Origin of the sequence: uncultured Pluralibacter sp. (assembly GCF_913775985.1) — a bacterium.
Classification (GTDB): Bacteria; Pseudomonadota; Gammaproteobacteria; order Enterobacterales; family Enterobacteriaceae; genus Pluralibacter.
In genome coordinates this window covers 1-7,911 of sequence record NZ_CAJYMB010000084.1, presented here as the reverse complement: position 1 = coordinate 7,911, position 7,911 = coordinate 1, and the positions used below count along the sequence as shown (strand labels likewise).

Genomic DNA, 7,911 nt, shown 5'->3' with positions numbered 1-7,911 from the left:
CCCGGCAGCATCTTTAAGCCACTATTCCGGAGCATAAATGAAACTCATTGGCACCCTCGATTCCCCTTACGTCAGGCGCACCGCTATTTCTCTGCACCTCTACGGCGCGGCGTTTGAAAACCTGCCGCTGTCGGTATTTAAGGATCTGGAGGCTTTTTCCGCCCTCAGTCCGGTGGTCAAAGCTCCAACGCTGCTGCTGGATGACGGCACCCGACTGATGGACTCCACGCTGATTATTGATTACTTCGAATCGCTCGCGGACGTCGGGCACGCGCTGATGCCGCAGGAGGTTACGCGGCGGGCGGCAGACGTACAGCTGCTGGGCTTTATCCTCGCCGCCAGCGAAAAGGCCGTCCAGCACGTTTACGAGCACCGTCTGCGCCCGGAAGAGAAGCGCCACCAGCCGTGGGTTGAGCGGGTGACCCACCAGCTGCTGGCCGCCTGCCGCGAGTGGGAGTCGCTGCTGGCGAAGCGCGTCCCGCATGACCGTGTGGATCAGGTTGCCGTGACCGGCACCGTGGTCTGGAGCTTTATTCAGCATCGGCTGGCGCAGGTGGTGATTGCCGCCGACTTCCCGCACATCCAGGCATTCGCCGATCGCCACGAGCCGCTGCCGGCATTTCGCGCCTGGCCGCTGAACTGATCCCGAGGGAGGCAGAAGGTATGCCTCCCCTGCGGCTTTATCCCAACGCAAAATGTGCCTTTATGCCGTCTGAAGCCGAACAATATCCCTTATCAATGTAGTGAATAAGCGATTAACTCTCTATAATCCCCGGCGGCGCCGATCCCACACAAAGGATCGGGTATTACTTCCATACCTCTCTTTCCGGCATTTCAGGTGCTGAATGGGGCAAGAGGCAACATCATGTTCACCCTTTCCGCGTATATCGCGTTTTTCCTGCTTTGCAGCTACGGCATTTTTAAACTCGACCTGCACAAAGACTCGCTGTCAAAAAGCGTGTTTATTGCCATGTTCCTGGGTGCGCTGACTGGCGTCTCGCTGCACTTTATCTCTGCCGATGCCCGCCAGAGCGTCATTGACTGGTACAGCATCGCCGGTAACGGCTACGTTAACCTGCTCAAGCTGGTGGCGATCCCGCTGATTTTTATCTCCATTCTCTCCGCGATTAATAAGCTGGAGCACGGCGCGGGCCTCGGGCGCATGTCGCTGACCATCGTCGGCTGTATGCTGTTTCTGGTGATGACCGCCGGCTTTATTGGCCTCGTCACCGCCCACGCCCTCGGCCTGAATGCCAGCGCCTTTTCGCACCTGCAGTCGACGCTGACTGCCGACGACGTGGCGAAAACGGCGGCCATTTCCCTGCCGGCGCTGATAACCTCGCTTATCCCCACCAACCTGTTCCTCGATTTGACCGGCGCGCGCAGCGTTTCGGTGATCGGCATCGTTATCTTTACCCTGCTGGCGGGCATCGCCCTGCTGAAAGTGAAGAAAGAGGCACCGGAACAGGGTGAACGGATCGGCGCGGGCATTGACGCCATTCAGTTCTGGGTGATGAAGATGGTGCGCATCGTTATTGCGCTGACGCCCTACGGCGTAATGGCGCTGATGGCAAAAGTCTTCTCCTCCTACCGGCTGGAGCAGTTCGTCAGCCTGCTGGGCTTTATCGCCGCCTGCTATATCGCGGTGCTGGCCATGTTCGTGGTGCACGGCCTGCTGGTAGCGCTCACCGGACGCAACCCGGTGCACTACTTTAAAACGGTTTGGCCCGCCCTGACCTTCGCCTTTGTCTCCCGCAGCAGCGCGGCGTCCATTCCGCTGGCCATTACCGCCCAGGAAAAATTCGGCGTGCCGAATACCATCGCCAACATTGCCGCCTCCTTCGGCTCCAGCATGGGGCAAAACGGCTGCGCGGGCATCTACCCGGCGATTATGGTGGCGATGATTGCCCCAACCGTCGGCATCGATCCGTTCTCGCTGTCGTTTCTGGCAGCGATACTGCCGGCGATTGCGCTGGGCTCCATCGGCGTGGCGGGCGTCGGCGGCGGCGGCACCTTTGCCGCGCTGATCGTGCTCTCCACCCTGAACTTCCCGGTGGCGCTGGTGGGGATTTTCATCGCCATCGAGCCGGTGGTGGATATGGCCCGCACCGCGCTGAACGTTAACGGCTCAATGATGTCCGGGGTGCTCGCCACCCGCCTGCTGCGCAAAAGCGCAACGCGCAAATAACCCCCCGTGTAAGATGCCCGGCACCGCCCTAAATGAAATAAGGCAGTGCCAGGCAATAATGACTACAGGCTGACTCTATTTTATTTATTTCAAAATTAGCTATCTTATAACTCATAAATATTTACTGATAACAAGATTAATAACCATATTTACTTTGCGAGAATTACCTATCCCGCCACCTGATACCCGCCCGCGTGTTTAGTTACATAATAGACATGTCACAAAGTTAAAATTAAGTATAATAAATAGTGACTCAATATCAGAGTTATCTTCTGCATTAATCAATTAGTAATAAGTTGCGTAGCATCCGTGAAAAACAGGCTAATCGTACAGCCACCGCGCTTTATCCCTTTTCAGAGGAATAAATGATGAGTGAAAATACCCATGCAAGAAGGAGCGGTATTGCGCAGGTTATTTTTAATCTGCTCAATCCCATTCCGTACGGACTTTTTATAGCAGCGCTTATTTTTGACATCATTTACGTCTACAGCGCTAACTTGATGTGGACCAAGAGCGCCAGCTGGCTCATTCTTATCGCCCTATTATTTGCCGTGATCCCCCGAGTTATTAATCTGGTTCAGGTCTGGTTCAGCGCCGCACGCCGCACCCTGCCCGCAGGTAAAATCGACTTCTGGCTGAACCTGATTGCTATTCTCGTGGCTATTCTCAACTGTTTTGTCCACGCGCGCGATGCCTATGCTGCCGTACCGCAAGCCGTCATTTGCTCAGCAATTACGGTGATATGCCTGTTGATTGCAAATATTATTGTTTCCACCCGTCGTAACGCCACCGGGGGAGTTTCATCATGAATAAAGTAATGCTTGCTGTCCCCGTAATGCTGACGCTTTCACTGGCGCTGGCCGGCTGCGATCAAAAAGCCACGCTGTCTCAGGCCCAGCAAAGCGGGCCAGAGCCGTCGCTGCCAAAGGCGCAAGACTTTTTAATCCCGCCGCTTCAGGTGCCCACCGGTGTAGGCTGGACATCAGGCGCCACGCCGCAGGTCGCGCCTGACCTGAAAATAGAGAGAATCGCCGGTGGTCTGATGCACCCGCGTAACGTCTATACCCTGCCCAACGGCGATATTCTGGTGGCCGAGAGCAATAGCCCTGGTGAAGAGCCGATTACCACGCCAAAGCAGGTGATTTCAGGCTTTATCAAAAACATTCCAGGCAAAGGCCGCCCGGGCGGCAATCGGATTACCCTGCTGCGCAAAGCAGGCGACGGCTGGGAAAAGCACACGTTCATTGAAAATTTAAAATCGCCGTTTGGCATTCAGCTTATCGGTGATTCGCTGTATGTCTCAACGGCTGACGATATTCGTCGCTTCCCGTACCAGACCGGTGAAACTCATATCAGTACGCCGGGTACCGTACTGGCCGATTTACCGGATACCATTAACCACCACTGGACAAAGGCGATGGAGGCCAGCGCCGACGGTAAAAAGCTGTACGTTGGCGTCGGATCTAACAGCAACATCACCGAAAATGGACTGGCTGTAGAGTACCGTCGTGCCAACGTGCTGGAAGTAGACGTGGCCACCGGTGCCAGCCGCATTTACGCCAGCGGCCTGCGCAATCCATCTGGCCTGGCTATTAACCCGCAAAGCGGCAGGCTGTGGGCAGTAGTGAACGAGCGAGATGAAATCGGCGCCGATCTGGTGCCCGACTACATGACGGCGGTGCAGGACGGCGGCTTTTACGGCTGGCCGTGGAGCTATTTCGGCAAGCATGTAGATAATCGCGTGCAGCCGCCGCGTCCGGATATGGTGGCTAAAGCAATTAAGCCGGACTACGCGCTCGGCTCTCACGTTGCGCCACTGGGCATTCTGTTCTACACCGGGAGCAATTTGCCGCAGAAATACCGGGACGGTGCCTTTATCAGCGAGCACGGCAGCTTTGACCGTATTCCACTTAGCGGCTATCGCGTAAGCTTTGTCGCCTTTAAAAACGGTCAACCGGTCGGTAAACCGGAAATGGCAGTGGGCGGTTTTGTCTCCAAAGACGAGAAATCGCTGTACGGCGCGCCGGTGGGTCTAACGCAGGATAAGGACGGCGCGCTGATTGTTGCCGATGACGTCGGGGATAGCGTATGGCGGGTAACGGCGAAATAGCATCACAGTGAGACCAACATGAAACGCCCCTCGCCGCTGCGGCAGGGGCGTTTTTTTATGGCTCAGAAATCCCAGATAACCTTGGCGATAACCGCACGCTCGGCACCGTAGAAGCAGCCCTGGGTATCGGTAAAGCAGCTGGTGACGTAGTCCCGCTTGGTGAGGTTCTGGGCGGTAACCTGCACCTTGCCGCCCTTCAGGGTCTGCAGCAGGTGCCCCAGATCGTAATGCACCTCGGCGTCCATCACTCCGTAGCCCGCGGTGCTGAACTGGTTCTCCATGGTGCCGCCCTTGCTGCCGTTGGTGAAGCGTCCGCCAACCCCTGCGCCGAGGCCGGAAACCGCAATCCCTTCCGGCGCCTGCCAGTCAACCCACACGGAGCCGTAGCGGCTCGGGATGCGCAGAGGACGGCGGCCCACCACCTCACGCTCGCTGTACTGGGTGTACTCCACATCCTGCCAGGTCATGGCGCCCACGACGCTGAACTGCTCACTCACCTGCCCGCGCGCCTCAAGCTCCACGCCGCGGGAGCGAATCTTACCGTCCTGCACGAAGGCCTGGGAGAACACCGGATCGGTGGCCAGGGCTTTATCCTGGGTGAGGTTAAAGGCGGCGATAGTAAACAGCGCGTCCATCGACGTCGGCTTGTACTTGATGCCCGCCTCGTACAGCTCGCCGCGAGACGGGTCGAACATCCGCCCGTTTCTGTCCATGGAGTTGGTGGGCTGGAACGACTGGGCGTAGGTGAAGTACGGCGCGATGCCGTTCTCGAACAAATAGTTAATCCCCGCCCGCCAGGTGGTGGCCTCGTCGCGCTGGCGGGTATTATCACCGCGCGCCAGAGGCATCAAATTGGAGTTGCGCTGGCTTGACCAGTCGTGACGCACGCCGACGGTAGCGCGCCACTGCTGGTAGCTGAGCTGATCCTGCGCGTACAGCCCGGTCTGGGTATTCATGATCCGGTTGTTCTGATAATCACCCATCGGGCTGTACTGGGCGTTGTGGTAGTCCGGCTTATAGATATCCAGCGGGGTCGCAGTGCCCATCGCGTAGTTGCCGTGCCCGTTAAAGCGATCCCAGTTCATCCCCACCAGCAGCTGGTGGTCCACCTCGCCGGTGGCGAAGTGTCCGCGCAGCTGGTTATCCAGGTTGATGGTGTTGAAGTGCTCGTCCGAACCCACCCGCATGCGGTCGATGGTGCGCATATCGTCCTGATGCAGGCCACCAAAGATCGTCGCCTTGTACTTGGTGGTGTTTCCGCTGTAGCGCCCGGTCAACAGGGTTGACCAGTCATCATTAAAGAAGTGCTCGGCGCTGTAGCCCACCGCCGCCTGGCGGCGGGAAAATTTGTTGTGGTACGGGTCACCGGGATAGGCGTCGGTGGGCAATTTACCGTTCGGGTTATATTTCGCGGTGCCTTCCACCGGCAGCGACGTCTGGGCGCCGAGGCGCGGATCGTGCTGGACCCGGGCGTACAGCGTCAGCTTGTTATAGTCATCGGGAATGAAGGTCACCGACGGCGCCAGCGCCCAGCGCCGCGCGGTGGTGTTGTGCTCCTGCCCGTTGCGGGTATCGCCGGTGCCGACGATGCGGTACAGAATGCTGCCGTCGTCGGTGGCTTTACCGCCAACGTCAAACGAGCCACGCTGGTACTCGTGGTTACCGGCCTCCAGCTCGACGTGGCGGATGGTCTTAGCCACCGGCAGCTTGCTGTTCATGGTGACAATACCGCCGGGATTGGCCAGGCCGTACAGCACCGATGCCGGGCCGCGCAGCACGGTAATATCTTCCAGCAGGAACGGATCCACCTGCTGCGTCCCGTAGATGATGCCGTTATTCATCCGCAGGCCGTCAAGGAACTCATCGTTAAAGCCCGTCGCGCCGTAGTTAAAGCCGCGAATCGAATACTGATCGAAGGCGGTCACCCCGCCCCACTGCTCTGCCGCTACCCCGGGGGTATAGCGCAGCGCCTCGTTCAGGGAACGCACGTTCTGCAGATCCATCTGCCGGCGGGTGATCACCGAAACGGACTGCGGCGTCTCCAGCAGCGGCGTATTGGTTTTAGTGGCGCTGTTGCTGGATTTCGCCAGCAGGCTGCCGTCGGAATTCCCGCTATCGGCCACCACGTTTAGCGTTTCCTCCGCCAGCGCCGAAAGTGGCGCCATCAGCGCCATCAGCGCGACGGCAAGCGGCGTTAACCGCGGCGTATTTCTGAAAGACCTGCGCATCAATAAAGACTCCCCTAAAAAAAGTAAAATAGTATGTTATAAAGTAACATCAGCTGTGCGCGGCAGTTATAGCGTTTCTGCCCGCGGCTGGCAACGGTCTGCCGACTTTAATTTTTACTCCGCGCCCGGCGCCTGGGCATTAACCAGCGCCCGGTAGCGCCCGTCCTCTATCGCCATCAGCGCCTCGTGGCTGCCCAGCTCGGCGCAGCGGCCCTCGTCAATAAACGCAATCTGGTCCGCCGCGCGCACGGTAGAGAGCCGGTGGGCGACAATCACCACCGTTTTCTCCGCCACCAGCGCCTCGATAGCCTGCTGGACGTAATACTCCGATTCGCTGTCCAGCGACGCGGTGGGCTCGTCCAGCAGCACCACCGGCGCATCCTTCAGAATGGCCCGGGCGATGGCGATACGCTGGCGCTCGCCGCCGGACAGGGCGCTGCCCGCCTCACCCGCCGGGGTGTCGTAGCCTTTCGGCAGCGCGGCAATGGCGTGGTGGATATGCGCCCGGCGGGCGGCGGCCTCGATGGCCTCCTGACTGGCATCCGGCTTGCCGAGGGCGATATTGCGCGCCAGGGTGTCGTCCATCAGCCAGACGTCCTGAAACACCACCGCCACGTAGGTCAGCAGCTGCTCCGGCGGAATATGGCGCAGATCCGCGCCCCCCAGCAGAATGCGGCCCTGCTGCGGATCGGCGAAGCGGCTCATCAGCCGGGTCAGGGTGGTTTTACCGCCGCCAGAGGGCCCCACCAACGCGGTCAGCGAGCGGGCAGGCACCGTCAGGGAGAGTTCGCGCAGCACCGGGCGGGGCTGCTGCTGATAGTGAAACGTGACCGCCTCCAGCCGGAAGTCAAAATCCGCCGGCACCTGCGCCGGCGCTTCGGTGACCAGATCCGGCTCCGCCAGCAGGGCGTTAACCCGCTGCAGGGCCGCATCCGCCAGCTCGAACAGCCGCACCATCGACATCCCCAGGGTCAGCGGCTCCACCATCTGCGCCAGCAGCACAATCAGGCACAGCAGCGAGGCCAGCGGCAGTCCACCGGTGACAAACAGCCAGATCCCCAGCGCCCCGGCGGCGGCCAGGGTCAGCTGCACCCGCAGCTGGGCGGCGGCAATACGCGCTACCGTGTCGCCGCTGGCGTGCTGGGCCTGATGCTGGCGGGCGAAAACATGCCTCAGGCACGGGGCGTCATTCCCGGAGCGTCCGGTGGCACGCAGCATTGCCTGCCCCTGCACGTACTCGACTATCGCCGCGCTGGCTTCCGCGTCGGCGGCGTCGATGCGCTGGAAATCTTCCCCGGCGCGGCGGCGGGCGCTCAGCAGCAGCGGCGCGGCCCATGCGGCCCCCAGCAGCAGCAGTACCCCGACGCGCCACTCGAGGAAAAAGG

At 59.7% G+C, this 7,911-nt stretch carries 6 protein-coding genes; 4 read left to right on the top strand and 2 right to left on the bottom strand.

All coding sequences use genetic code 11. The features are described from left to right. The first annotated feature begins 37 nt into the window (after positions 1–37). From QZ766_RS08820 to QZ766_RS08805, 4 genes are all read left to right on the top strand, one after another. Complete coding sequence (locus QZ766_RS08820) at positions 38–643, top strand: glutathione S-transferase (RefSeq protein WP_297200354.1); 606 nt, start codon at positions 38–40, stop codon at positions 641–643. Positions 644–865: 222 nt separating this feature from the next. Then, positions 866–2,188: a cation:dicarboxylase symporter family transporter gene (locus QZ766_RS08815; protein WP_297200351.1), complete on the top strand. Its 1,323-nt coding sequence runs from the start codon at positions 866–868 to the stop codon at positions 2,186–2,188. A 368-nt stretch (positions 2,189–2,556) separates the two neighbouring features. Continuing rightward, positions 2,557–2,997 carry a DUF2231 domain-containing protein gene (locus QZ766_RS08810; protein WP_297200348.1) on the top strand — a complete coding sequence of 147 codons (441 nt, stop codon included), beginning with the start codon at positions 2,557–2,559 and terminating at the stop codon, positions 2,995–2,997. Next, a complete protein-coding gene (locus tag QZ766_RS08805) occupies positions 2,994–4,298 on the top strand; it encodes a sorbosone dehydrogenase family protein (protein ID WP_297200345.1) in 1,305 nt (434 codons plus the stop codon). Before QZ766_RS08810 ends, QZ766_RS08805 begins: the two co-directional genes overlap by 4 nt. A gap of 62 nt (positions 4,299–4,360) precedes the next feature. Here QZ766_RS08805 and QZ766_RS08800 read toward each other — a convergent pair whose 3' ends face one another. Continuing rightward, positions 4,361–6,526, bottom strand: coding sequence for a TonB-dependent siderophore receptor (locus tag QZ766_RS08800; RefSeq protein WP_297200342.1), 2,166 nt, complete (start codon positions 6,524–6,526; stop codon positions 4,361–4,363). Between the two features lie 114 nt (positions 6,527–6,640). After that, positions 6,641–7,911 (bottom strand): ABC transporter ATP-binding protein (locus QZ766_RS08795; protein ID WP_297200339.1); only part of this gene is annotated, 1,271 nt, incomplete at its 5' end.

Excerpts from the sequence above, each read along its gene's own strand:
- QZ766_RS08820 (WP_297200354.1), top strand. The coding sequence starts at position 38 with ATGAAACTCATTGGCACCCTCGATTCCCCTTACGTCAGGCGCACCGCT.
- QZ766_RS08815 (WP_297200351.1), top strand. The coding sequence starts at position 866 with ATGTTCACCCTTTCCGCGTATATCGCGTTTTTCCTGCTTTGCAGCTAC.
- QZ766_RS08810 (WP_297200348.1), top strand. The coding sequence starts at position 2,557 with ATGAGTGAAAATACCCATGCAAGAAGGAGCGGTATTGCGCAGGTTATT.
- QZ766_RS08805 (WP_297200345.1), top strand. The coding sequence starts at position 2,994 with ATGAATAAAGTAATGCTTGCTGTCCCCGTAATGCTGACGCTTTCACTG.
- QZ766_RS08800 (WP_297200342.1), bottom strand. The coding sequence starts at position 6,526 with ATGCGCAGGTCTTTCAGAAATACGCCGCGGTTAACGCCGCTTGCCGTC.